The following is a 21,244-nucleotide window of genomic DNA, read 5'->3' on the forward strand; positions in this document are numbered from 1 at the left end:
TCAGGCCTGGATCTGCTGTTCCGGGCGGACGTGAAGTCCGTCGTCCTCGAACTCGATGGCGTGAATGTTGCTGTCGATGCTGGTCCCTCGCATCTTGACGATCTGGACCCCGCGGTGCATCCCCCCACTCTCTAGGTAGTTGTGCATGAAGATCACGCCGTGAGCGAGGTAATGCTCGTCCGCGTAGGAGGTGGGATCGGTCATCTCCGAGATGAGCACGGTCGTCGCGCCGACGCGTTTCAGCGACGTGAGAAACTGGACGAACGCCTCGTGGTTGTCGGGGTAAAAGTACTGCAGGATCATCGTCGAGTCGATGACCAGTCGGTCGATCTCCCGGGAGCTGATGAAGCTGACGAGGCGGTTCGTCATGTTCTTCACGCCCGAGGAGAAGCCGTTGCCGCCCGGTCCCTTCAGCAGTCGCTTGGCGTTGGAGTCGAAGACGTTCCGGAACTGGAGTTTGCCCGAGTGAGCCGCCTTCTCGAAGCCGAATTCGTAGGCGCTCATGTCGTGAACCAACTCCTCTTCGGTCTCGTGCATGCTCAGGTAGAGACATTTCTCGCCGGCACGTGCCCCTTCGGTGACGAACTGTGAGGAGAACGTCGTCTTCCCGCTTCCCGGCGGGCCGCTGAGAATGTACAGCCGATTCCGGAGGAGTCCCCCGTCGACGAGTTCGTCGAAACCGTCCACCCCGGTGGAAACCCTCATCGCCAGATAACATTTCGGCCGCGTCAAATAGGTTGTGTCCGGGTTCTCAGGTGTGAAAATTGGGCACGACGGGCGGGGAGATTGGGCGGGCGAATCGGCCGGCAGGCGCGTTGCGAATTTATTTCAGTCAGTCCGCGTAACTGTCCTGTAATGACGGACCTGACGCGAACAGGAATCGAGGGGCTGGATTCGATACTGAGCGGCGGCATCGTCGACAACGCGACGGTACTGATCAGTGGGAACCCGGGCACCGGAAAGAGTATTCTCGGGTTGCAGTACATCTACAACGGCGTGACCGAGTTCGACGAGAAAGGGATCTATCTCTCGTTCGAGGAAAACGCTGAGGATATCGCCCAAGCGGCCGAATCAATCGGCTTCGAGGACTGGCGAGAACTCGTCGAGGACGATCAGATCCTCATCTACGACAAACAGGAGCTGTTGCGACACAACGACTTCAACTCGACGCTAGACAGGTTGCTGGCGGCATTCGAGGAAACCGAGTACGAACGGCTCGTTCTCGACTCGCTGACGATGTTCGAACTGTTCTTCGAGGACGAACAGGAAAAGCGGACGTATCTGCTGAAGTTCTCGGATATCCTGAAGGCCAACGGGTTGACGTCGCTGCTCATCGCCGAACAGTCCGCCGTATTCCCGGAACAGGACATCGGCCTCGAGAATTTCCTGACCGACGGGAACATCTACCTGATCCAGACCCCGACGGAGTCCGGCGTCAACCGGTATATCTGGGTCGCCAAGATGCGAAAGCAGGACATCGAGACGGACATCTTCCCGATGGACATCAACGAGGGTGGCATCACCGTCCACGAGCGTGCGGCGGGCTTCTCGATGATGGGTGGGAGCAACGACTCGTTCCCGGGCGAGTGATCACTCCGAGAGGGTTCGCCAAGCCTCGTCGAGTCGGTTCGTGACCTGCCGTCGTTCCTCGACATCGACGGAGATGTCCCCCTCGGAGAAGCTCACGACAACCTCCTCGATGTTCCGACGATAGACGTTGACGCGCCGCCGTTCGTCGGACAGCACTCGGTCGTGGTGTTCGAGGAGGTCCGCGTCGGTGAGCTCTTCGATCCGACGGTAGCAGGTGGCGATCGGTACGTCGAGTTCGTCGCTGAGCTCCTGGGCCGAGCGTGGCTCGTGTGCGAAACTCAGTATTTGGGGGTTGTACTCGTTGCCCAGAACCCGCAACATCTCGGTTCCATCCATTCGTTATCAATATAGATACGACCCTGAACAATAAATCGTACTGTCATACGCGCGGCTGACACTCACCCCGGCGACAATCTATCAGACCTGAGAATATCACGATCAGATTTATATCTGGATACGATAACTCACGGTTAAGACAATGCTAGTCGTCGAATCCCTCTACTTCGCCGCCACGGCGGTGCTGGTGGTCTCCGGGCTGACGATGGTCGGGATGGCAATCAAAGCCTATCTCCAGACGACCCGTCAGGCCATGATCCACGTTTCGCTCGGGTTTAGTCTGATCGCCGCCGCCGCCATCGCGACCGCGATCAGTGCCTTCATCAACGATTTCAGCGGGGTCCGATCCTTGCTTCTCGTCAACAACGGAATCGCCTCTCTTGGGTTTATTTTCGTTGTGTACAGTCTCATTATCTACGACTGAGTAGCCCCCGGCGATCCACGTTTCTCGGGCTTCAACCGCATCAGACGTTATTTTTCACACGTGATATCCGGGGCCGTACCTTTATCATCAGCTCCGAGCACGTACCAACAGAGCTCGGGGCGATACGATCCCGAGTACACTTCACAATGTTCGAAGAACGGACGGACAGGGGGCAGGTCGGTATCGGGACGCTCATCGTGTTCATCGCGATGGTCCTGGTCGCGGCGATTGCGGCCGGCGTCCTCATCAACACGGCTGGCTTCCTGCAGACTCAATCAGAACAGACCGGGCAACAGAGCAGCGCACAGGTCACCGACCGCCTCGAACCGGTGTCGAAGACTGGGAACGTCTCCGTCTACAACAGCACGGAGATTGTGAACGGTTCCGAGGTTAACACCACAATCGTCCCCGACTCGGAGGCAAACCTCTCGAAGGAGAACCAGTCGTTGGTGATCAACGAAATCTCCCTGGTGGTCCAGAAGGCTCCGGGGGCTAGCGACATCAACATGAGCGCGACGACGTTCGAATTCGTCGGGCCTGCAGGCACCGACCGCTTCGCGTTCACGAACGAGACGGCCGTCAACCGGAGCGGCGCGACTGGTCCCGACGACCGCACTCGCGCGCTCCAAGACGACGACAACTCGCTCAACGAGAGCCGCGGCAACGGGCTCATCCTGAACAGTCGGACGGACCGGCTGGTCGTCACGCTCGACCTCAACGCGACGGCCAACACCGAACCCTTCGTCAATGGCCCCCTCTCCGCGGGCGAGACTGCCACCATCCGCGTCAACACCGAAAGTGGCGCCACTAGCATCATCCGCGTCCAAGTGCCACAGTCACTCTCCGGCGAGCAGTCCGTCGACCTGTAGCGGATCGCCACCGTATTTTCTTTTTCGCCGATTAGCGGGTGACAGGGCCGTAGCCCCCGAATTTCAATAGTGATATTTTGGAGTGTACCTTTAATAGTCGCCTTGTGCAACTATCGTGCAGAGCCCCGGACCCACAGCGCCGGGGGGACAGAAACACATGTTCGAAGAACGAATGGATAGGGGGCAGGTCGGTATCGGGACGCTCATCGTGTTCATCGCGATGGTCCTAGTCGCAGCGATTGCGGCTGGCGTCCTCATCAACACGGCTGGCTTCCTGCAGACTCAATCAGAACAGACCGGGCAACAGAGCAGCGCACAGGTCACCGACCGCCTCGAACCGGTGTCGAAAACCGGGAACGTCTCCGTCTACAACAGCACGGAGATTGTGAACGGTTCCGAGGTTAACACCACAATCGTCCCCGACTCAGAGGCGAACCTGTCGAAGGAGAACCAATCGTTGGTGATCAACGAAATCTCCCTAGTGGTCCAGAAGGCTCCGGGGGCTAGCGACATCAACATGAGCGCGACGACGTTCGAAGTCGTCGGCCCCGAGGGTACCGACCGCTTCGCGTTCACGAACGAGACGGCCGTCAACCGGAGCGGCGCGACTGGTCCCGACGACCGCACTCGCGCACTCCAAGACGACGATAACTCGCTCAACGAGAGCCGCGGCAACGGGCTCATCCTGAACAGTCGGACGGATCGACTGGTCGTTACGCTCGATCTCAACGCGACGGCCAACACCGAACCCTTCGTCAATGGCCCCCTCTCCGCGGGCGAGACTGCCACCATCCGCGTCAACACCGAAAGTGGCGCCACTAGCATCATCCGCGTCCAGGTGCCACAGTCACTCTCCGGCGAGCAGTCCGTCGAACTGTAACGGATCGCCGCGAGCCAACCGCACCGAATCTTTATATTTTCACGCCTCACAAGTGGAAACACTATCGAGGGCATGCCATCGGATTCAGACGAGTCCACCTCGGAACGCGGAAAGGTGATCACCGAGGAGGAACTCGACCTCACGCGACACGACAACGTCTCCGAGCTCGACGACGGACGGTTCCTCGTCTCGACGGGCGAGTCGATGAGTGACGAAGCCGCACAGCGCCGCGCCGACGCCATCGACGCCCAACAGGCGAGAGACGAGAGTGAGGACGACGAGGGAAGCAACGACCCAGAACTCACCGAGCTAGACGTCAACCGGTGGCTCGAGGATCACTTCCGAGGTATCGACGCCCAGTACGGTTTCCACGCGACGGCGAAGTTCGACGACGGTGTCAGCCGCCATCAGGTCGTCTCGAACGACGTCGTCACCAGCTTCGAGTCGCTGCTGATCTGGTACGCTCAGCACGTCGGTGGCGGCACGCCGGTCGAGGAGGTGCTCGGCATCCTGCTGGCCGAGTCGAACGTCTCGGTCCGCTATCCGGTCGGCACCCTCACCGGACTGCTCAAGCGCTACGATCTTGGTCGCGAGGACTCTATCGGCGACCTGATCGAGGCCGTCTCCAACGAGGAAGCAGTCGAGCTATCCGAGGATTGAGCCCGACCCGTATCAGCACTGAGAATCGCGTCCGAGTCTTTATTTAGCGACTCCCGAATTCACGGGACAGATGCCACCTAAAGTACTCATCGTCGACGACTCGGATTTCATGCGCAACCTTCTGCGCGAAATCCTCGAGGAGAACTTCGAGATCGTCGACGAGGCCGAAAACGGGGTCGAGGCGGTCGAACTCTACCGAGAACACGATCCGGATCTGGTGATGATGGACATCGTGATGCCGATCCGTGACGGGATCGAAGCGACGAGCGAGATTACCGGCAGCGACCCGGACGCGAACGTGATCATGTGTACGAGCGTTGGCCAGGAAGAGAAGATGAAAAACGCCGTCAAGGCTGGCGCGGACGGCTACATCACGAAACCGTTCCAGAAACCGAACGTGCTCGAAGCCATCGACGACGTCGTGGCCTGATAATGCGTGTCGATATCCAGTCGCTCGGCACGTACAACCGCCTCGCACAGGAAGGGGCGGAACACGCCGCAGCGTCGCTGACCCAGATGACGGGAATCGAGACGTACGTCGACGTGACCAACGTCACGCTGATGTCGAAACAGGACGTAGAGGACGTCTTCGGCGGGACAGAGTTCGTCGGCGTGCAGATCGGCCTCGGCGGCGGTCTGTCGGGAGAGACGGCGCTCGCCTTCGACCAAGAGAGCGCCGCGAGTATCGTCGACGTCCTGGTCCCGGGCGCGTCCGCCGACGATGACGGCGAGTTCGACGAGATGGCCCAAAGCGGAATCAACGAGATCGGCAACATCATGATGGGCGGGTTCGTCGACGGGTGGGCCGACTACCTCGGGGCCAGTGTGGATATGACCCCGCCGAACTACGTTGAGCGCGCCGGGACCGACGTACTCCCGGATGGCGCTTTGGATCGGGCCGAGGAGGAACACGTCTTCGTCTTCGAGAGTCAGATGACGGCCGTCGATCAGGAGATTGACGCCTACATCTACATGCTCCCGGAGTACGGCGCCTTCGCGGACATGCTCGCCGCGAGTGACGATCACGACGACGCCATCCCGATGGACAAGCTGACCGTCTTCGACGAGATGACCCGACAGGGTGCCCAGCAGGCGGCGGGGAACGTCTCCTCGATGACGGGCATCGAGACGGACGTGGACGTGAGTCGACTCAGCTTCGTCCCAATCGAGGACGTCCCCAACACGGCCAGAGACGAGGTGTACATCGGGACGGTCATGGAGTTCAAGGGGACGCCCGGAGGCTATCTCGCAATCCTCTTCGACGAGCCATCGGCCCGTACCATCGTCGACGCGACGGTACCGATGGAACTCGACGAACCGCTCGGTGAGATGGGCGAAAGCGCCATCGAAGAGCTCGGCAACATCATGACCAGTGGGTTCATCGACGGGTGGGCGAACGTCTTGCAGACGAGCATCGACCACACGCCCCCCGAACTGGTCCACGACATGGGCACGGCCATTCTCAGCCCCATCGCCGGCCGTCTCGGGCAGTCCCAGGAGTACGCCTTCCTGATGGACTCGACGGTGGTCACCCCCGAAGGCGAGTTCAACTGCGAACTCTACGCCATCCCCGACGAGCGGAAGCTCAAGGAGGCACTCGACTCGCTGCTGGTCGAGCGAAGCGACCAACTCGAAGCCGACCAAGAATCGTTGTTCTGACATGAGAGGACAGCGACGAGGGCCCTGAGATGGAGACGTACGGTCGGGGAACGAACTCGACGAGGACCCGTCGACGCGTTGGCATCGCCGACTTCGCGGTCACCGACGACGGTGCCGTGTTGACGACGAGCGGGCTCGGCTCCTGCCTCGGGGTTGGCCTCTTCGACGAGTCGGCGGGCGTCGCCGGCCTGGCGCATACGATGTTACCGACCGCTCCCGACGACGCGGACAACGTCGCGAAGTTCTCCGATACAGGCATCGACGCGGTGGTGTCCGCGATGCGCCAGGAGGGAGCGGCCGTCGACAATATCAGGGCGAAGCTGGCCGGGGGAAGTGCCATGTTCGAGTTCGACAGTCAGGAGGAGTCCATCGGCAAGCGCAACGTCGCGGTGGGGCGGACGACACTCGAACGACTCGGAATCCCCATCGTCGCCGCAGACGTCGGCGGCGATTCAGGGCGCTCGCTGCGTTTCCAGGGCGATACCGGCATTCTCGTGGTCAAAAGCGCCGGTGACGAGCGTCGACTCTGACAGACGCGCGTCACACACGTATCAATATTGATAACTGAAGGGGAACGGTTAAACTATCCGAGACCAAATTCACACGCGATAGAGATGGGTTCGACGGCCCGAGTCGCGGGAGGTGTCGGATGGAGCTCCTAGAGCGCTTCTTGGGCGGCGACGACGAGGCGTCGGAGAGCGATGGCGACGACGACGACATGCTCTTCGAGGAGGACGACGACGATCTCGGAGGGTTCGGCGACGACGAGTTCGGAGACGACAGCTTCGACGACGAACTCGGATTCGACGAGGGCGACGAAGGAGGTGCCGCCACCGCCGAACTCGAAGGGCGGATCGACGAGATGGAAAACGAAGTCGCCAGCCTCTCCTCGACGGTGAGCACCATCCGCAGCGAGAACGAGGAGATCAGCAACACCGTCGGGGATGTCGAGGAGAACGTCCGCAAACTGCTCGACATCTACGAGATGGTCACCCGCGGCGTCAACCCCTTCGTCGACGACGCCCAAGCGGGTGGCGGATTCGACGGGGGCGGCGACTCCCTCGGCCTGTTCGACGACGACGAGGATCAAGACGAAGAGGACCTAGACGACGATATCGCCGGCGCCGACGCCGAGGACTTCTTCGACGACGACTTCCTCGACGAAGAGGACGACGGCTTCGACGACGACTTCGAACAAGCGACCGACGACGCACCGACTACCGAGACTACCATGGCCGACGACTCCGATGACTCCGACGACTCCGGCAAATCGTTCGATGAACTGAAAGACGAGTACGAGAACGGCGACGCGGACTGGGCCGACGGGGCGTCGGACGAAACGGCCGACGACGACGCCTTCGACGAGGACTTCGCCGAAGAGCCCACAAACGGCGACGCCGATTGGGACGACGACGGCGACGACGCCTTCGGTGACCTCGCCGAAGAACCCACGAACGGCGACAGTGACGGCCTCGACGACTTCGGCGAGGCGGGGGGCATCGACGACATAGACGACGGATTCGGAAACGAGGCGGACTCGGACCCGGAGCCAGAGCCGGAACCAGAACCAGAGCCGGAACTGGAGCCGGAACCCGACCCCGAACCAGAGCCGCCGGCGGCTGACAACGGACCAGCGGTCGGCGAAGCCGACATCCAAGCTGCCGCCCGGACGACAGAGGCGGAGGCGGCAAATGCTGGGGGTGACGGCGACCTTCAGTTCGCCGCTAACACGCTGATGAACGACGCCGAAACCGCGGTCACGAAACCCTACCTCGACGGGTTGCCGTCGGGCTACGTGAGCGATCTACTCGTGATGGAGTGGCTCGAGTATCTCGTCGAGGAGGGCAGCGTGGCGGACGCCGCACGGGCCGTGGAGTACTACCGCCGGATTCAGTGGGTCGGTGAGGACGCCGCCGACGACCTGCACGACTTTCTCGACGGCTTCGGACAGGTCGACGACGACGTGACCGGAGCGCCGTCGGAACTGACCATCGACCACCACGTGGCCAGTCTCCGATATATCAGCCGACTCACTGGTTCGACGGCTGATTCCATCGTCTTTGAGTGCTGGAGCGGCGGCGGGGGTGTTCCGTTTGGGCTTTAGTGTCAGCGGGTCGGCGGCTATCGTGTTCGTCGGCATCTTCCTCGCCTTCTCGACAGCGTACACGGCGTCGACCAACGGGTTCGAACGCGTCAACGACGCCCAGTCCGCCGTCGACGACGAGGCGCTCGAACGGCAGAACACGGCGCTCAACATCACGAACGCCACGTACGATAGCGGCAACGGAACGCTGCTGCTCGATGTCGACAACGAGGGCGCGGCCGAACTCTCCGTCGGGGCGGTCGACCTCTTGGTGGACAACACCTACCGGGACAACTTCACGGCTCGGCGCGTCGACGGCGACGCGGCGACCGACCTGTGGCTGCCGGGCGAACGGCTCCACCTCGAGGTGTCGCTTCCCACCCGACCGACCCGGGTGAAGGTCGTCTCTGGCCCGGGAGTGGCCGACGTGGAGGTGCTCTGATGGCGAGCGTTTCGGCCTCGCATCTGATCCTGTTCATCGCGAGTATGGTCATCGCGGCCGGTGTGGCCGGAACGTTCACGCAGGGTATCTCTCGATTGAGCCAGGGAATCGACGATCAGAGCCTCGAAGTCTCCGAGGAGGTGCGGACGAACATCGAAGTCATCAGCGACGCCGGGAGTCCGGTCTACAACAACTCCACGAACACGGTGAGTCTGCTGGTGAAAAACACCGGGACGACGGACATCCCGCCGGACAGCCAGTTCATCGAGATACTGGTCGACGGCCGATACCGGACGAACATCACGGTGACGGTCATCGACGGGACCGAGTGGCGACCGAACAACGTCGTCCGCCTCGACATCGGCGGGGCGGACCTGTCGAGCGGTGACCACCGCGCGAAGATCATCGTCAACGGCGACGAGGAGGTGTTTGCCTTCCGCGTATGAGTCAGACAGGATCGAACCTACTATCGCTCGGACTGAAGGATCACGACCGCCTCAACAAGGAACTCGGCGGGGGCGTCCCACGAGGGAGTATCGTCCTCGCCGAGGGCGACTACGGGGCAGGCAAGAGCGCTCTCTCCCAGCGGTTCACGTACGGCTTCTGTGAGGAAGGACACTCGGTGACCTTCCTCTCGACGGAGCTGACGGTGCGGGGCTTCATCGACCAGATGCACTCGCTGTCCTACGACATGGTCGATCACCTGCTGGACGAGAACGTCCTCTTTCTCCACGCCGACTTCGACACCGGCGGCCGCCTCTCGGACGAGGGGGAAGGCGAGCGCAAGGAACTGCTCAAGCGGCTGATGAACGCGGAGACGATGTGGGACTCGGACGTGATCGTGATCGACACGTTCGACGCCATCCTCCGCAACGACCCGAAGTTCGAGGCGCTGGTCAGACAGAACGAGGAGCGGCAGGCGGCCCTGGAGATCATCGGCTTCTTCAGAGACATAATCTCACAGGGGAAAGTTATCGTCCTAACCGTCGACCCGTCGACGGTCGACGGGGAGGCCATCGGGCCGTTTCGCTCCATCGCCGACGTGTTCCTCGAGCTGGAGATGGTGGAAGTGGGCAACGACGTCCGCCGACAGATCTCCGTCAAACGATTCGCCGGCATGGGACAGCAGGTCGGAGACACTATCGGATACTCCGTCCGCTCCGGGACAGGAATCGTCATCGAAAGTCGGAGTGTCGCCTGAACCATGACCGAACTCGGAACCGCCACCCCGTCGGATGAACTGAAGCAGATTGCGGCCCAGCGACCTCACCTGCAGGACCATCTGAAGAAGTTCAAGCAGATCACGGGCGAATTTCCGCTGCTCATCGACGAGCCGACGGACGAGTACGAGACCGGCCGACCGAACGTCCTCTATCCGATTGGGGGGCCGATCTACTGCCACATCTACGGTGACCTGGGGCAGGACATGAAGTATTACGCCATTGAGCCCTCCCTCTCGGGCGAGGAACAGACGCTGTTCTCGAAGATTCGCGACGAGTTGCTCAATCGCAGCGTCAGCAAGGACGTTCCCGAAGAGGAGTCGGAGTACGACGACCGGATCGAGGAACTGCTCCGAGAGACGACGACCATCGAGCGCGACCGGAGCGGGCTTCGCTACTGGATCGACCGGCTGCTCGACTTTCTGGGGCTCAGCGACTACCGCGTCAGCGAGCAGACCTACGAGAACATCCGCTACCGGCTCAACCGCGACATCGTCGGCCTCGGACCGCTGGAGCCGGTCATGCGCGACCCACAGAACGAGGACGTTCACGTCATCGGTCCGCACCAGTGTTTCGTCGATCACGGGACCTACGGGATGATCGAGACGACTGTCGACTTCGGGACGCCCGAGCAGTTCGACTCCTGGATTCGAAGCATGGGCGAGCGGATCGGTGACCCCGTTTCGGACTCCAACCCCATCGTCGACTCGACGTTGCCCGACGGCTCCCGTCTGAACGTCATCTACTCCGACGACGTGAGCGTCCAGGGGCCGAGCCTCACGATCCGTCAGGGCGACGATACGCCGCTCTCGATCAACCAGATTACCAAGTGGGGGACGCTCTCGCCGGAGCTGACGGCCTACCTGTGGCTCTGTCTGGAAAACGAGCAGACGGTGTTCGTCGTCGGCGAGACGGCCTCGGGGAAGACCACGACGCTCAACAGCATCATGTCGTTCATTCCGCGGGACTCGAAGATTTACACCGCCGAGGACACCGCCGAGGTGCTCCCACCACACGACACGTGGCAGCAGTTGCTCACCCGCGAGGGCGGCGGCGAAGAGGACTCCGACGTGGACATGTTCGACCTCGTCTCCGCCGCACTCCGGTCCCGGCCGGACTACATCATCGTCGGCGAGGTGCGTGGCGAGGAGGGCCGAATGGCGTTCCAGGCGGCCCAGACCGGCCACCCGGTCATGCTGACGTTCCACGCGAGCGACATCGTCTCCATGATCCAGCGATTCACCGGCGAACCGATCAACGTCCCAGAGACGTTCATGGACGTGGCCGACGTGGCGCTGTTCCAGAACCGAGTCAAACAGGGTGACGACGTGCTGCGCCGGGTGACGAGCGTCCAGGAGGTCGAAGGCTACTCCAAGGAGATGGACGGCGTCGTCACCCGACAGGTGTTCAGCTGGGACCCCGTCGAGGACGAGATCAACTTCCAGGGGATGAACAACTCCTACGTACTCGAAGAGCAGATCGCGACCCTCCTCGGCTACGCCGACACCCGAGAGATCTACGACGACCTAGATTTCCGGGCGCGACTCGTCGAACGCATGATCGAAGAGAACATCCTCGGCTACCACGAGGTCAACGACGCCATCGAGTCGTTCCAGCGTGACGGCGTCGAGGGACTCCCCTTCGATATCCACAAATAATGTCCTCTGAACCAGCCGCAACGAACGACACGAATATCACCGCCTCGGAGACGCTCGCGTCCATCGTCGACGCGTACGGGCGGATGGACATGGAGCTGCCGCGGTACCTCCTCCTGATCGTCCTTCCGTCGGCGGTCTTTTTCCTCGGGACCGTCGCCGTCGCCATCCTCGTCGACTTGCCGCTGTCGGTGCGGCTCCCCGTGCCCCTCCTCGGCGGCCTCGTCCTCCTGTCGGCCGTCGCCTACCCGAAACTGCTCGTGAGCCAAGAACGGGTCGAGATGGAGAACCAGTACCACCTCATGATGACCCACATGACGGTGCTGTCGACGACGAACATCGACCGCATGGAGGTGTTCCGCAAGCTGGCCGAGGAAGAGGAGTACGGCGCGCTGGCGACGGAGATCAACCGGGTGGTCGAACTCGTCGACACGTGGAATCAGAGCCTCGACGACGCCTGCCGGCGGCGGGCCCGACAGATCCCCAGCGATCCGCTCGCGGACTTCTTCGAGCGACTCGCCTACACCGTCAACGCCGGCCAAGGACTCAGTGAGTTCCTCCTCAGCGAACAGCAGGTGATGATCCAGAACTACGTGACGATGTACGAGAGCACCCTCGACAATCTGGAGGTCATGAAAGACCTCTACCTGTCGATGGTGCTCTCGATGACCTTCGCCCTGGTGTTCGCCATCGTGCTGCCCATCCTCACGGGGACGGACCCGACGATGACCGTCGGTGCCGTCATCGTCCTCTATGCCTTCATCCAGATCGGCTTTTTCCTCATCATCCGAACGATGGCGCCGTACGACCCGACCTGGTACTACCCCGACGAGCTTCGTCCGGACGGCGAATGGTCGATGATCGCCAGCCTCGCCGTCGGCGGGGTGCTCTCTATGGTGCTAGTCGGTCTCGTCGCTGGCGACCTGTTCCGGATCGGCCCGGGCCTGACGGACGTGCTCCCTGTGTCGTCGCTCCCGCGGCCCATCTACATGGCCGTCCCGGTCACCCCGCTGGCGATTCCGGGGCTGGTGTTCCGCGCACAGGAAGAGCGAATCAAGGCCCGTGACGACGAGTTCCCGAGCTTCATTCGGGCGCTGGGGGCGTCCGAGACGGCAAAGCAGTCCACGACCACGGCCGTGCTCAAGACCCTCCGGAAGAAGGACTTCGGGCCGCTCACCGGCGACGTCGACGACCTGTTCAAGCGGCTGAATATGCGGCTAGAACCCGACCGTGCCTGGGAGTATTTCACCGCCAACACGCGCTCGTATCTCATCCAGAAGTTCAGCGAGATGTATCTCGTCGGCAGACAGATGGGGGGCGAGCCCAAGCAACTGGGAGAACTCATCAGCGACAATATGAACCAAGTCAATCAGCTCCGACAGCAGCGCCAGCAGGCGACGGTTACGATGATCGGCCTGCTGTACGGGATCACCGCCGCCTCCTCCTTTGCCTTCTTCATCGGGTTCAAGATCGTCGACATCCTCGCCGGCATGTCACTCGATCTCACCACCACGTCGTCGTTCAGCGCCGCACAGCTCATCCACACCGAGGTGTACGACCTCCCGCTCATCCAGTTCATGCTGCTCGGCGTCGTGATGATCAACGCCCTCCTCTCCGCGCTTATCATCCGCACCGTGGACGGAGGGCACAAGGCAAACGCGCTCTTACACTTCGTGATGCTCGTCTGGATCGGCTGTCTCGTCGCCGTCCTAACTATGTCCGTGGTGGGAGGGTTGCTCGATGTGTAATCGGGAGGTGGAGACGTGAACGAACGCGTCATCGCCGACTTCGTCGGCCGGTTCTATCTGACCGACATGGAGCGGAACGAACCCGTCCGCGGCCGGGTCGTGTTGAGTCCCAAACGACTCGTGCTGGCCGGCGAAGACGACAAGGTGACGGTGCCGATGGGGTCGATGTTCGACGTCTCCGTCGGGCACGTGCCGCCCGAGATGCGGGAGTTCTTCAGCGACACCGTCACAATCGCCTACAACACGGACGAGGGGCGCCGGATGGTCGTCGTCGAGGGCGACGGCGACACCATCGAAAAGTTCGCCACCGTCCTGTTCAAGGCCCATCTGAACGGGCGTGAGGTGACGGTCGAACACCCTGCCCAGCGTGGTGGACGGGTCGTCGACTCCGCCGCCAAGCGGGCACGGCTCACCGTCTCCGACGGCGTCCTCACGTTCGACAGCGGCGACGGCTCCTTTACCATCGACCTGGCGACGGTGACGGACTTCGAGAAGGAGCGCCGGACTCTCGACGGCGCGTCACAGCCGGCGCTGTCGGTCAGTCACGTCCCCAGCACCACCTCTCTCGTCTCCGTCATCGCGCTCTCCTCGGATCGGGTCATGAACCTCCTGGGGCGGTATCTCCGCCTAGAGTACAGCGACATCGTCGAGTCGCTCTCGGACCTGTCGCTCTCCGACGAGGAGGTGCAGGTGTTGCTCGCCATCTACTCCGCGGGCGAGGGCGTCGACCCACTGGAGGTGGTCGCCGCGGACGCGAGTCAGACGGCGATGGTCCTCAACGGCCTCCGAGAGAAGCAACTCGTCGTCGACGGCGACGATGGAACCGAACTGACGCCGAAAGGGCGGGTCGTCGTGAACAGCCGACTCGAAGAAGTCAACAACTAGTTACTGGTCGTTCATCGCCTCGCTGGCGATGTTGCGACCGCGGGCGTTGAGGGCGACTTCCCGCCGGGTGCGAATCTCCTCGATCACGTCGAGTTCGATCAGGCGGTCGAACACTTCCTCGACTTCGTCGACGTCCATCCCGAGGAAGTCCGGGATCTCGAACGGCGACACACCCGAGTATAGCGCCATTAACACCTCGTCCTGTCGCTCGGTGAGGTCGACACCGATCTCGCTCCGGCTCTCTCCTTTCCGCAAGAGGCTCTTGAGGATCGAACACCGGCGGGTCGTCCCCGAGACGTACGTCTGGACACTCGTCCCGTCTTGGCTGTGTTCAACCTCTAGCACCCGGCGTTTCTCGTCTTTGACCGACCGCTCGTTGGCCTCCATCGAGCCGATGTCGTCGAGGTCGATTTCGACGAACGAGCCGTCGGCGATGGCAACGTCGACCGACCCCTCGCCGATCTTCAGACGCGCTTTCTCCCACTCGGCGTCTGTGACGACGCCCCCCTCGACGGCCGGGTGGCGCACGAGGACGACCTTGCGGTCGAGCAGGGCCCGGTAGAGCATCCGCTCGAAGGACTCGGGGTCCTCGGCGGAGACGAGCAACACGTCGTCGGTCGAAAGTTGGAGGCTGACGTAGCCGGAGACCTTGGCGACGAGTTGGTTCACGTCGTTGCGGCCTTCGAGGCTCTGGATCTGTTTCAGCGGGACCGTCCGCTTGCCGTCGGATCGTGCCAGAATCAGTCGCTTGTTCGAGAGGAGGATACGACCGCCGGTCCACTCCGCGTCGTTCAGTTCCCGACCGTCCTTGACGACCATCGCGAACTTCCCGCGCGTGTCGACGATCTTGCGCTCCCCCTCGCTCATTCAGCGTCGCCCTCCGAGTTTGGACAGCGCCGAGAAGACCTGTTTGCGGACCTCCTCGTCGTCGCTCCGGTCGAGCAACGCCTCCAGTTCCGTGCGGGCGCGCTCGCCGCCGACCTTCCCGAGGACGAACACCGCCTTCGACTGGGCCGCATCGGAGACGTCGCCGTCCTCGAGCAGGTCGAGGAGCGCGTCCTCGACCGACCGGCCACCGAGTTCGACGAGGCTCGTGGCGGCGAACTGGGCGGTCGTTCCGTCGTCGGCGCCGAGGGCGTCGACCAGTGCGTCGACGGCCTCGGCACGCCCCGTCTCGTCGGCCACGCGGCCGAGGAGCCACGCCGCGTTCCGCCGCTCGCGTGGCTGACTGCTCTCCGTGAGAAGCTCGACGAGCGGGTCGACGACGCTCCGACCGGCCGATTCGAGGCGGTCGACGACCGTCTCGCGGATACGGTGGCTCTGTTCGGTCGGCGCCGTCGCGAGCAACTCGATGATGGAGAACACCGCCGCGCGACGCACCACGTCGATGTCGTCGTCGAGCGCCGTGACCAACGGGTCGATGGCCTCCGGCCCTTGGTAGCCACCGAGAGCCATGACGGCCGCGTATCGCACCTCGTCGTTCCCGTCGTCGACGGCATCGAGCAAGGGTGTGAGCGCCTGGTCGGTGCCGATGGCGGCCAAGGCGTCGGCCGCCTCGCGGCGCACACGGCTCGCAGGGTCTTCGAGCCGCGCAGCCAAGGCGTCGGCCGCCCGTTCGTCGCCGACGCTGCCGCAGGCGCGGGCCGCGCGGGCCCGCACTCGCGGCTCGGAGTCGTCGAGCGTGTCGATCAGTGCCGGGAGCGTTCCCGGGTCGGCGAGTCGGCGGAGCGCGTTCGCCGCCGCCATCCGTAGCTCCGGGCGGTCGGCGGTCAGCGTCTCGACGAACGCCTCGGCGCGCACCCAGTCGGCGCCGTCGTCCGTGTCGACGCCTGCCATCTCCGCGATCAGTCGCTCGATGGCGTCGGGTCCGATGGAGCCGAGTGCGTCGATGGCCGCGCCCCGGACGTCCTCGTCGTCGTCCGTCTTGGCGGCCGCCACCAGCGCGTCGACAGCCTGTGGTTCGTCGTCGACGACGTCGCCCAGTATCTCTGCGGCCCGTGTTCGGATTGAGGGGGAGTCGCTGAGCTTGAGGTGATCGAGGAGGGAATCGACGTCCTGCTCCTTTTCGAGCTGATAGAGAGACATGGTCAGGCCCGCTGGTACACCCGTCGTCGTTTGTCCACCGTTTCGACCTGCGGTCGGCTCTCGCGCGGCAACGTCTCGGTCATCCCGATGACGAGATAGCCGCCGTCGCGAAGTGACGAGAGCACGGTGTCCACGACCGCACGTTTGGATTCCGCGTTGATATAAATGAGGAGGTTCCGACAGAGCACGAGGTCGACGTTTCGCTTCGGTTCGTCGGCGATCAGGTCGTGTTGTTCGAAGGTGACGAGGTCTTTCACCTCGTCACGGACGGCGAACTGGTCGCCGTCACGCTCGACGTAGGCCGCCGCGTCGTCGAGCGGTTCGAGTTCCTCGGCCACGTCGCGGGTCTTGGTGGTGTGGTAGACCCCTTCCCGGGCCCGTTCCAGTACGTCGGCGTTGATATCGGTCCCCAGGATGTTCAGGCTGCGGGTCGACACCTCGTCGTCGTCGAGAGCGAGCATCGCGACCGAGTAGGGTTCGCGGCCGTCCGAACAGGGTGCGCTCCAGACGGTCGTCCGACCCCGACCGCTCGTCACCTCGCGGAGTACCTCCCGAATCGGCTCCCAGGCCTCCGGATTGCGGTAGAAGCTGGTCACGTTGATGCTCAGCGAGTCGAGGAGCGCCGTCGGCTCCTCGGGGTCGGACCGCACGAGGTCGAGGTAAGCGTCGTAGGAGTCGGCGTCCCGGCGGCGCATGCGCGCCGAGATCCGTCGGTCCAGATACGACTCGTTGTAGTAGGAGGACTCGAAATCCAGCTGTCGCTCTAGGTGAGCGAGGAGGCGCTCGAAGGCATCGTCGCCGTCGGCTGAGTTCGAACTCATCGGCTTACAGCGTCACCACGTCGAGGATTGGGACGATGTTGCCGTCGCCGAGGACCGCCGTCCCACTGAGTCCCGGAATCCCGCTGAGGACCCCTTCGAGCGGTTTGACGACCACCTCCTCCTGTTTGTTCACGGCGTCACAGCGGAGCGCAGCCCGCCGCTCCGACTTCCGGATGCGGAGCAACATCCCGTCGCCGTTTTTCGTCTGGCCGGGCACGTCGAGTTCGTTTGCAAGGTCGACGACCGGGTAGATATCGCTGTCGTGTTCGATCATCGGTTCCTCGTTGATCGTCTTGACCGTCGGCACCCGGCTCACCTCGTCGATGTTCTTGATCGGGATGCCGTACTCCTCGTCACCCACCTCCACGAACAGCACCTTGACGATTGCGACGGTCACCGGAAGCCGGAGGGTGACGGTCGTCCCCTCGCCGTGCTCGCTTTCGACGTTGACCGAGCCGTCGAGTTGTTTGACCGTACTGTGGACGACGTCCATGCCGACACCCCGGCCGCTCACGTCGGTCACCTCGTCGGCGGTAGAGAACCCGGGGTGGAAAACCAGGTCGTACACCTCCGAGTCCTCCATCGAGTCGAGTTCCGCCTCCGAACGGACGTCCTTCTCGAGGGCCTTGCGCCGGAGTTCGTCCACGTCCAGTCCACGGCCGTCGTCCTCGACGGTGATGGTGACGTGGTCGCGCTCGCGGCTCGCCCGGAGTTCGATGGAGCCTTCACGCTCCTTGCCCGCCTGCTCGCGCTCCGTGGGCGGTTCGATGCCGTGGTCGACGGCGTTCCGGAGGATATGCATCAGCGGATCGCTGATCTCCGTGAGAATCGTCCGGTCGAGTTCGATATCCTGACCCTCCATCTGGAAGTCGATCTCCTTCTCCTGTTCGCGGGCCAGGTCCCGGACCAGGCGCGGGAACTTGCTGATCACCTTCCGCATCGGGATCAGCCGCATGTCCATCACCGTGTTCTGGAGGTTGCCGGTGATCTTGTCGAGTTCGCCGAGCGTGTCCGTCGCACTCCCCACGTCGCCGTCATCGACGGCACGGCGAAGCTTGATCCGGCTGGTGACGAGCTGTTCGACCAGTCCGTGGAGGTCGTCGAGTTGGTCCACGTCGACACGGACGGAGCTGATCTCACGGGACGAGCCGTTGGAACTCGCCGTTGTCCCCCCACCGGTGTCGTCCCCGCCTGTTGCGGTGGGTCCGTCGTCGTCACCCGACGGCTCGTCGTCCGTCCCCGCGTCCATATCCGCGTCATCGTCCGCGTCGTCCTCGTCCGTGCCGGCCTGCGTGATCTCCGCGTCCTCGATGGGCGAGACGCTATCGAGCGCCTCGCGCAGTTCGTCGGCCGTCGTTGAGGCGACGACGACGTCGAATCCGTCCTCGTACTCGCCGTCCTCGATGGCGTCGGCGTCGGGTGTCGTCGAGACCAGATCGAACTCCTCGCGGATGTCCTCGAGGACGAGCATACCGTCGACGCCTCGCATCTCCGACTCCCCGATGTCGACGTGCACGTCGAAGGTGTCGACCTGTCCGGTGTCGTCCGCGTCGTCCGCGTCCGCCGCGTCGTCGGCGGCGTCGGCGTCGCCGTCGTCGCTCCCGGCCGCGCCTTCCTCGATGACAGTCCGAATGTCGCCCTCCAGATCGGCCGTCTCGACGTCGACGGTGCCGTCCTCGTCGATAGACTCGACGGCGAGTTCGAGGCGGTCGACACCGGCGAACACGAGGTCCATCACCTCGGGAGTCACCGGCATCTCGCCCCCGCGGAGTTCGTCGAGGAGGTCCTCGATGGCGTGCGCTAGGTCGCTGGCGTCGTCGTAGCCCATCGCCCCGAAGTTCCCTTTCAGAGTGTGAGCCGTCCGGAAGATGTCGTCCATCGCGTCGCGGTCGTCCGGATCGGACTCCAGTGCCAGCAGCGAGTTGTTCAGGTCGGTCAACTGCTCTTCGCTCTCGTGGACGAACGCTTGGACGTACTCTTCTGTCATGGATTAACCTCCAGTTTGACGGCGTCTAGAATGCCGCCAGGAATCTCCTCGGCGGCCAGCACGTTGTCGACACAGCCCTGCTCGATGGCTCGCTTTGGCATCCCGAACACCGCCGAGGACGCCTCGTCCTGGGCGATGATGCGGCCGCCGGCGTCGTGCATGGCCTGCACGCCGTCGGCGCCGTCGGCGCCCATGCCCGTGAGGACGACGCCGACCAGCGATCCGTCGACGGCCTCGGCCGCGGATCGCATCGTCACGTCGGCGGCCGGCCGGACACCGTGTTCCGGCGGCTCCTCGGTCAGCCGGGTCCGGAGTCGGCCGCCGCCGGCCCCCGCGACGACGAGGTGTTTGCCACCGGGCGCGACGAGTACCTCGCCGCCCCCGATGCGGTCCCCACCGCTCGCCTCGGAGACGTCGTACTCGCTCGCGGCGTCGAGTCGGTCGGCAAACCGCGAGGTGAACGCGTCGGGCATGTGTTGGACGACCAATACCCGCAGGTTGGCCTCCCGGGGCAGCGATCCGATCACGCCCTCGACGACGGTCGGTCCGCCGGTCGAGGACGCGATGACCACGGTTCCACCCTCCCCGAAGTCACGCTCGCCGGTCGCGAGGCCGCCACGGTTGCTCGATCCGCCAGTCGCTCCCGTTGCGGTCGCCGACCCGGAGTGTCCGCCGACGTCGGCCTCGGCGACGGCTTTCACCTTGCGGACCAACTGCTCTTCTTTGCCCGACATCTGGGTGCTCACCTCGCCACCCGGCTTGGTGAAGAAGTCGACCGCACCCTTCTCCAACGCCTCGAACGTCACGTCGGCGCCGTCGGCCGTGTGCGCGCTCAGCATGAGGATCGGCGTCGGTCGCTCGGCCATGATGCGCTCGACGGCCTCCAGTCCGTCGACCTCGGGCATCTGGAGATCCATCGTCACCACGTCGGGTTCGTGGTCACGCACCGCTGTCACGGCCTCGGCACCGTTGGCGGCGGTACCGACGACGGTCACCCCGCCGTCCTCGAGCATGTCGGACAGCAGGGTGCGCATGAAGTGGGAGTCGTCGACGACGACCGCCCGCGGGGAGGCCCCGCTCATCGTCGTCCGGCCCCTCCGTCGAACCGTCCGTTCGCCGAGACCGGCGACCACGATTCGGCGTGTCTCGGGGGGAGTTGTCCGGTCATTCGTTGCCCAACGTTTCTACAGCGGCGGAATAAATACACCGGCACGGTTATCACGTAGGATAATCCGACCAGTACGTTTAACCCGAGAATTGCCAATCTAGCGTACATGGAGAGACGTGACGGAACCGGGACCGTCGGCCGTGAACGGCCGGAGGCGAACCCATGAGTGAAACGGCTGCGCGTTCGCGAACGGTACAGCTCCTGGAGTTCGAACTAGGAACCGAGACCTACTGCGTCGATATCGCCCACGTCGCCGAAATCGTGGACGTAAACGACCTGACAGTCCTCCCGAACTCGGCGAGCCACGTCGAGGGAGTGATGGACCTCCGGGGGAACACGACGACCATCGTCGATCCGAAAGTCGTGTTCGGCATCGACGACGACGGAGCACGCAAGCGGATCATCGTCTTCGATCCCGAGCGGACGGCCGACGGGAAGTCGGTCGGCTGGATTGTCGACGAGGTGGACCAAGTCGTCGAGGTCGACCGGGACGACATCGAGTCCTCGCCTGCCGACGAAGACGAGGCGGTCAAGGGTGTCATCAAGCGCGACGGTGACTTCGTCATCTGGGTTCGCCCGACCGTCGTCGATGCGTGACATCGCCTCGAGGCGTTCGAGAGCCACGGGTCTGGTATCAACCGAGATAATTCGGCCAGTAGCTACTTGTATGCCGAGTCGGACCGATATGACGAGGAACCACAGGCGCGGGCCGGCGTGGGATGTCCTACGTTC

General features: G+C 63.3%; 23 protein-coding genes. 16 read left to right on the forward strand and 7 right to left on the reverse strand.

Annotated features, from left to right (window positions below):
• A complete protein-coding gene (locus NO878_RS04710) occupies positions 1–705 on the reverse strand; it encodes an RAD55 family ATPase (RefSeq protein ID WP_256404806.1) in 705 nt (234 codons plus the stop codon).
• A gap of 150 nt (positions 706–855) precedes the next feature.
• On the opposite strand from NO878_RS04710, the gene NO878_RS04715 reads away from it, so the two are divergent.
• Positions 856–1,590 (forward strand): RAD55 family ATPase, encoded by a 735-nt coding sequence (locus tag NO878_RS04715; RefSeq protein ID WP_256404807.1) that lies wholly within the window; start codon positions 856–858, stop codon positions 1,588–1,590.
• On the opposite strand, the gene NO878_RS04720 is transcribed toward NO878_RS04715, so the two are convergent.
• A complete protein-coding gene (locus NO878_RS04720; protein ID WP_256404808.1) occupies positions 1,591–1,926 on the reverse strand; it encodes a winged helix-turn-helix domain-containing protein in 336 nt (111 codons plus the stop codon).
• Between the two features lie 142 nt (positions 1,927–2,068).
• Here NO878_RS04720 and NO878_RS04725 point away from each other — a divergent pair, with 142 nt between their 5' ends.
• The 14 genes from NO878_RS04725 to NO878_RS04790 all read left to right on the forward strand — a co-directional run bounded on the left by NO878_RS04725 (position 2,069) and on the right by NO878_RS04790 (position 14,451).
• Positions 2,069–2,350: a DUF7521 family protein gene (locus NO878_RS04725; protein ID WP_256404809.1), complete on the forward strand. Its 282-nt coding sequence runs from the start codon at positions 2,069–2,071 to the stop codon at positions 2,348–2,350.
• A gap of 146 nt (positions 2,351–2,496) precedes the next feature.
• Complete coding sequence (locus NO878_RS04730) at positions 2,497–3,219, forward strand: archaellin/type IV pilin N-terminal domain-containing protein (protein ID WP_256404810.1); 723 nt, start codon at positions 2,497–2,499, stop codon at positions 3,217–3,219.
• 157 nt (positions 3,220–3,376) lie between these two features.
• Positions 3,377–4,099, forward strand: coding sequence for an archaellin/type IV pilin N-terminal domain-containing protein (locus tag NO878_RS04735; RefSeq protein WP_305882560.1), 723 nt, complete (start codon positions 3,377–3,379; stop codon positions 4,097–4,099).
• Between the two features lie 72 nt (positions 4,100–4,171).
• Positions 4,172–4,759, forward strand: a complete 588-nt coding sequence (locus NO878_RS04740; protein ID WP_256404811.1) for a DUF7500 family protein — start codon at positions 4,172–4,174, stop codon at positions 4,757–4,759.
• 70 nt (positions 4,760–4,829) lie between these two features.
• Positions 4,830–5,189: a chemotaxis protein CheY gene (cheY, locus tag NO878_RS04745; RefSeq protein ID WP_157688752.1), complete on the forward strand. Its 360-nt coding sequence runs from the start codon at positions 4,830–4,832 to the stop codon at positions 5,187–5,189.
• Positions 5,190–5,191: 2 nt separating this feature from the next.
• Positions 5,192–6,418 carry a chemotaxis protein CheC gene (locus tag NO878_RS04750; protein WP_256404812.1) on the forward strand — a complete coding sequence of 409 codons (1,227 nt, stop codon included), beginning with the start codon at positions 5,192–5,194 and terminating at the stop codon, positions 6,416–6,418.
• A gap of 29 nt (positions 6,419–6,447) precedes the next feature.
• Positions 6,448–6,948: a chemotaxis protein CheD gene (locus NO878_RS04755; protein WP_256404813.1), complete on the forward strand. Its 501-nt coding sequence runs from the start codon at positions 6,448–6,450 to the stop codon at positions 6,946–6,948.
• Positions 6,949–7,067: 119 nt separating this feature from the next.
• Positions 7,068–8,522, forward strand: coding sequence for a FlaD/FlaE family flagellar protein (locus NO878_RS04760; RefSeq protein WP_256404814.1), 1,455 nt, complete (start codon positions 7,068–7,070; stop codon positions 8,520–8,522).
• Entirely contained in the window at positions 8,503–8,943 is a 441-nt protein-coding gene (arlF, locus tag NO878_RS04765) for an archaellum stator protein ArlF (RefSeq protein ID WP_256404815.1), read from the forward strand. The genes NO878_RS04760 and arlF overlap by 20 nt, the downstream gene beginning before the upstream one ends.
• Complete coding sequence (gene arlG, locus NO878_RS04770; RefSeq protein ID WP_256404816.1) at positions 8,943–9,389, forward strand: archaellum stator protein ArlG; 447 nt, start codon at positions 8,943–8,945, stop codon at positions 9,387–9,389. The genes arlF and arlG overlap by 1 nt, the downstream gene beginning before the upstream one ends.
• Positions 9,386–10,144, forward strand: coding sequence for an archaellum protein ArlH (gene arlH / locus NO878_RS04775; RefSeq protein WP_256404817.1), 759 nt, complete (start codon positions 9,386–9,388; stop codon positions 10,142–10,144). The genes arlG and arlH overlap by 4 nt, the downstream gene beginning before the upstream one ends.
• A 3-nt stretch (positions 10,145–10,147) precedes the next feature.
• The gene (locus tag NO878_RS04780) at positions 10,148–11,821 is read left to right on the forward strand and encodes a type II/IV secretion system ATPase subunit (RefSeq protein WP_256404818.1); all 1,674 of its coding nucleotides are present in this window, start codon (positions 10,148–10,150) and stop codon (positions 11,819–11,821) included.
• The gene (flaJ, locus tag NO878_RS04785) at positions 11,821–13,566 is read left to right on the forward strand and encodes an archaellar assembly protein FlaJ (protein WP_256404819.1); all 1,746 of its coding nucleotides are present in this window, start codon (positions 11,821–11,823) and stop codon (positions 13,564–13,566) included. The genes NO878_RS04780 and flaJ overlap by 1 nt, the downstream gene beginning before the upstream one ends.
• Before the next feature lie 15 nt (positions 13,567–13,581).
• Positions 13,582–14,451 carry a CheF family chemotaxis protein gene (locus tag NO878_RS04790; protein ID WP_256404820.1) on the forward strand — a complete coding sequence of 290 codons (870 nt, stop codon included), beginning with the start codon at positions 13,582–13,584 and terminating at the stop codon, positions 14,449–14,451.
• Here NO878_RS04790 and NO878_RS04795 read toward each other — a convergent pair whose 3' ends face one another.
• The 5 genes from NO878_RS04795 to cheB are packed head-to-tail and all read right to left on the reverse strand — an operon-like array spanning position 14,452 to position 20,426.
• The gene (locus NO878_RS04795; RefSeq protein WP_256404821.1) at positions 14,452–15,318 is read right to left on the reverse strand and encodes a CheF family chemotaxis protein; all 867 of its coding nucleotides are present in this window, start codon (positions 15,316–15,318) and stop codon (positions 14,452–14,454) included.
• On the reverse strand, positions 15,319–16,536 hold the full coding sequence (locus NO878_RS04800) for a HEAT repeat domain-containing protein (protein WP_256404822.1): 1,218 nt from the start codon (positions 16,534–16,536) through the stop codon (positions 15,319–15,321).
• A 2-nt stretch (positions 16,537–16,538) separates the two neighbouring features.
• Entirely contained in the window at positions 16,539–17,357 is an 819-nt protein-coding gene (locus NO878_RS04805; RefSeq protein WP_256404823.1) for a CheR family methyltransferase, read from the reverse strand.
• A 4-nt stretch (positions 17,358–17,361) separates the two neighbouring features.
• The gene (cheA, locus tag NO878_RS04810; protein ID WP_256404824.1) at positions 17,362–19,344 is read right to left on the reverse strand and encodes a chemotaxis protein CheA; all 1,983 of its coding nucleotides are present in this window, start codon (positions 19,342–19,344) and stop codon (positions 17,362–17,364) included.
• Positions 19,341–20,426: a chemotaxis-specific protein-glutamate methyltransferase CheB gene (cheB, locus tag NO878_RS04815; RefSeq protein ID WP_256404825.1), complete on the reverse strand. Its 1,086-nt coding sequence runs from the start codon at positions 20,424–20,426 to the stop codon at positions 19,341–19,343. Before cheB ends, cheA begins: the two co-directional genes overlap by 4 nt.
• Positions 20,427–20,674: 248 nt before the next feature.
• Here cheB and NO878_RS04820 point away from each other — a divergent pair, with 248 nt between their 5' ends.
• Positions 20,675–21,109, forward strand: coding sequence for a chemotaxis protein CheW (locus NO878_RS04820; protein WP_256404826.1), 435 nt, complete (start codon positions 20,675–20,677; stop codon positions 21,107–21,109).
• Positions 21,110–21,244 lie beyond the last annotated feature (135 nt).

This window comes from Haloplanus ruber, from assembly GCF_024494725.1.
GTDB lineage: Archaea > Halobacteriota > Halobacteria > Halobacteriales > Haloferacaceae > Haloplanus > Haloplanus ruber.

Bases quoted from the DNA above. Each gene is read 5' to 3' on its own strand.
- NO878_RS04730 (WP_256404810.1), top strand. From the start codon at position 2,497: ATGTTCGAAGAACGGACGGACAGGGGGCAGGTCGGTATCGGGACGCTC.
- NO878_RS04800 (WP_256404822.1), bottom strand. From the start codon at position 16,536: ATGTCTCTCTATCAGCTCGAAAAGGAGCAGGACGTCGATTCCCTCCTC.
- cheB (WP_256404825.1), bottom strand. From the start codon at position 20,426: ATGAGCGGGGCCTCCCCGCGGGCGGTCGTCGTCGACGACTCCCACTTC.
- NO878_RS04820 (WP_256404826.1), top strand. From the start codon at position 20,675: ATGAGTGAAACGGCTGCGCGTTCGCGAACGGTACAGCTCCTGGAGTTC.
- cheA (WP_256404824.1), bottom strand. From the start codon at position 19,344: ATGACAGAAGAGTACGTCCAAGCGTTCGTCCACGAGAGCGAAGAGCAG.
- NO878_RS04755 (WP_256404813.1), top strand. From the start codon at position 6,448: ATGGAGACGTACGGTCGGGGAACGAACTCGACGAGGACCCGTCGACGC.
- arlH (WP_256404817.1), top strand. From the start codon at position 9,386: ATGAGTCAGACAGGATCGAACCTACTATCGCTCGGACTGAAGGATCAC.
- NO878_RS04715 (WP_256404807.1), top strand. From the start codon at position 856: ATGACGGACCTGACGCGAACAGGAATCGAGGGGCTGGATTCGATACTG.
- NO878_RS04725 (WP_256404809.1), top strand. From the start codon at position 2,069: ATGCTAGTCGTCGAATCCCTCTACTTCGCCGCCACGGCGGTGCTGGTG.
- NO878_RS04805 (WP_256404823.1), bottom strand. From the start codon at position 17,357: ATGAGTTCGAACTCAGCCGACGGCGACGATGCCTTCGAGCGCCTCCTC.
- flaJ (WP_256404819.1), top strand. From the start codon at position 11,821: ATGTCCTCTGAACCAGCCGCAACGAACGACACGAATATCACCGCCTCG.
- NO878_RS04795 (WP_256404821.1), bottom strand. From the start codon at position 15,318: ATGAGCGAGGGGGAGCGCAAGATCGTCGACACGCGCGGGAAGTTCGCG.
- NO878_RS04740 (WP_256404811.1), top strand. From the start codon at position 4,172: ATGCCATCGGATTCAGACGAGTCCACCTCGGAACGCGGAAAGGTGATC.
- arlG (WP_256404816.1), top strand. From the start codon at position 8,943: ATGGCGAGCGTTTCGGCCTCGCATCTGATCCTGTTCATCGCGAGTATG.
- NO878_RS04750 (WP_256404812.1), top strand. From the start codon at position 5,192: ATGCGTGTCGATATCCAGTCGCTCGGCACGTACAACCGCCTCGCACAG.
- NO878_RS04710 (WP_256404806.1), bottom strand. From the start codon at position 705: ATGAGGGTTTCCACCGGGGTGGACGGTTTCGACGAACTCGTCGACGGG.
- NO878_RS04720 (WP_256404808.1), bottom strand. From the start codon at position 1,926: ATGGATGGAACCGAGATGTTGCGGGTTCTGGGCAACGAGTACAACCCC.
- NO878_RS04735 (WP_305882560.1), top strand. From the start codon at position 3,377: ATGTTCGAAGAACGAATGGATAGGGGGCAGGTCGGTATCGGGACGCTC.
- NO878_RS04780 (WP_256404818.1), top strand. From the start codon at position 10,148: ATGACCGAACTCGGAACCGCCACCCCGTCGGATGAACTGAAGCAGATT.
- NO878_RS04760 (WP_256404814.1), top strand. From the start codon at position 7,068: ATGGAGCTCCTAGAGCGCTTCTTGGGCGGCGACGACGAGGCGTCGGAG.
- cheY (WP_157688752.1), top strand. From the start codon at position 4,830: ATGCCACCTAAAGTACTCATCGTCGACGACTCGGATTTCATGCGCAAC.